Origin of the sequence: Thiocapsa sp., assembly GCF_035467215.1 — a bacterium.
In the GTDB taxonomy this organism is placed as follows: domain Bacteria; phylum Pseudomonadota; class Gammaproteobacteria; order Chromatiales; family Chromatiaceae; genus Thiocapsa.
In genome coordinates this window covers 1-2,414 of the sequence record NZ_DATITZ010000313.1, presented here as the reverse complement: position 1 = coordinate 2,414, position 2,414 = coordinate 1, and the positions used below count along the sequence as shown (strand labels likewise).

The window sequence follows — 2,414 nt, the reverse complement described above, 5'->3', positions numbered from 1 at the left end:
AGGCACGGGTCGCTTCCGGGAACAGGCAGCCGGTGGCGATACCAGTCGGCGAGCTCGTCGCCCGTCATGGGTTTGCCCAGATAGAACCCCTGTGCCCGGTCGCAGCCCAGATCGCGCACGGCGCCGAGCTCCGGTTCGGTTTCGACGCCGATCGCGGTGACCTTGATCTGCATGGCGTGGCCGAGACGCACGATGGTCTCGACGATGGCCGGCGCGCGGCGCCCGTCGTCCAAGCCCTGCACCAGGGTCCGGTTGATCTCCAGGGCGTCCAACGGCAGGTCTTTGATCTCGCCGAGGCAGGAGGATCCGAGGCCGAAGTCGTCCAGTGCCACCCGCACCCCGAGCGCATGCAGCTTGTCCAGAAGGCGGCGCGAGGTCGAGGTGTCCTGCAGCAGCGTGGCCTCGCCCAGCGCCAGGGACACCAGGGCCGGGTCCACCCCGCCGTCGCGCAGTGCGTCCGTGATGCGCTGAAGAAACGACTGATGGCGGAACTGGCGCGCCGAGACATTCACCGTCACGGCGATCGGCGGCAATCCCTCGGCCAGCCAAGCGCGATGCTGGCGCAAGACCTCTCGGAGCACCCAGGCACCGAGGTCGTGGATGAGTCCGATCGATTCGGCGATCGGCAGGAACACCAAAGGTGCGATCTCGCTGCCGTCGGCTTGCGGCCACCGCAGCAGTGCTTCGACCCCGATGACGGCGCCGCTGCGCAGATCGAGCGCCGGTTGGTAGAGGAGGCGAAACCCGTTGTGCGACATCGCCTCGCGCAGGCCGTCATTCAGTACCGTGACGGCGCGCGACTGGCGCTCGAGCGCGGCCGTGGCGAACTGAAACTGCCCCGGACTGACCTGTTTGGCATGGTACATGGCCAGATCCGCGCATTTGATGAGGGCGTCGATCGTCGCGGCGTCGTCCGGGTAGAGGCTGATCCCGATGCTGGGCACACAGGACAATTCCTGCTCGGCGACCGGGTAAGGGCGCGAGAGCGCGGCGACGGCGGTGCCGGCGGCGGTCGCGGCGTCGTCTTCGTCCCGGATGTTGGCCAGGACGACCACGAACTCGTCTCCGCCGAGTCGGGCCACCAGGTCGTCGGCGCGGAAGGCTGCGCGCAGGCGTTGCGCGGTCTGCCGCAGCACCTCGTCGCCGACCGCGTGTCCGAAGTCGTCGTTGATGGCCTTGAACCGGTCCAGGTCGACGAACAAGACCGCCAGGCGTTTACCCGCGCGCCCGGCGCCGGCAAGCATCTGCGCGGCCATCGGCGCGAGCAGGCTTCGGCCCGGCAACCCGGTCAAGGGGTCGTGTTGCACCAAGTGCAGTGCACGCTCCTCGGATTCCTTGCGTTGGGTCACGTCCTGGTGAACGATAAGGACCCGATCGAGCAGGCCCCAATCATCGATGATCGGCTCCAGATAGGCCGCGAACCAGAGGTAGTCCTCGCTCTCGCTGTGTTGGCGATAGTGGATCTCAGTGGACGCCTCGCAGTCGGTGGCGAAGCGGGTGAAGGCGGTGCGGACCGGCTCGCGATCCTCCGGATGCAGCCGGGCCAGCCAAGCGTCCAGGTTCTGCGGCGCCGCGGCGTCCTGCGCATCGCTCGTCGGGGAGTGTACTGCGGCTTGCAGGAGTACGGTGCCGGTGCGCGGATACCACTCCAGGAAGCCGACATCGGCGATCCCCGCCACCCGTTTCAACCGCGCTTGGGCGTCGAGCAGCCGCTGCTCGCCCTCTTTACTCGCCTTGATGTCGCTCAGGGTGGCCCGCCAGTGGCCTTGATTGCCCATCCGATGCGGCTCGAGAGCGCTGTCGAGACGGACCCAGCGCGCGGCGCCCTGCGTCGTGCGCAGCCGCAGCTCGCAGGTCTGGGGCTCGCGGGTGCTCCGCAGCCGATGCAGGCTCCGATAGAGGATGTCCTGGTCTTCCGGGAGGATGAACCGGGTCAGCGGACGACCGACCAGGCCGACACGCTGGGCTTCGAGCAGGGTCGCGGCGGCGAGGTTGGCCTCCCGGATCATGCCCTCTTCGGTCAGGGTCACGTAGCCGATCGGCGCCAGATCGTAGAGATCGAAGTAGCGCGACCGGGCGCTCTCCAACGCCTCTTGGGTGCGCAGCAGCTCGTCGTTCTGCAGCTCGAGCTCGATCTGATGCACCTGCAGCTCATGGATCAGGCGTTCGGCCTCATCGGGTGCGAGTGCCGGGAGTGCCGGCTCGTCGGGTGTCGGCAGACGCGCTTCGGCCTCTCGACGCAGCCGTGCCGAGATCTCCTCGCGGGAGGGCGCGCGCGGCGGGATGCCTGCGACGACCCGCTCGCCCGGATCTTTGTTTGCTTCGAGATCATGGGGGTCGCTCATGGCCGGGCCTCGGGGGGCGGGGCATCGGTTGGTTCAGGTGATCCCCCGGGGGGGGGGGTGACGTCCTCG

Annotated in this window: 1 protein-coding gene; it reads right to left on the bottom strand. The window is 68.4% G+C overall.

Features of this window, described 5'->3' with window-relative positions; translation table 11 throughout:
- Window positions 1-2,345 (bottom strand): EAL domain-containing protein (locus tag VLR48_RS17005; RefSeq protein WP_325292931.1); only part of this gene is annotated, 2,345 nt, incomplete at its 3' end.
- Between the last annotated feature and the right edge of the window lie 69 nt (window positions 2,346-2,414).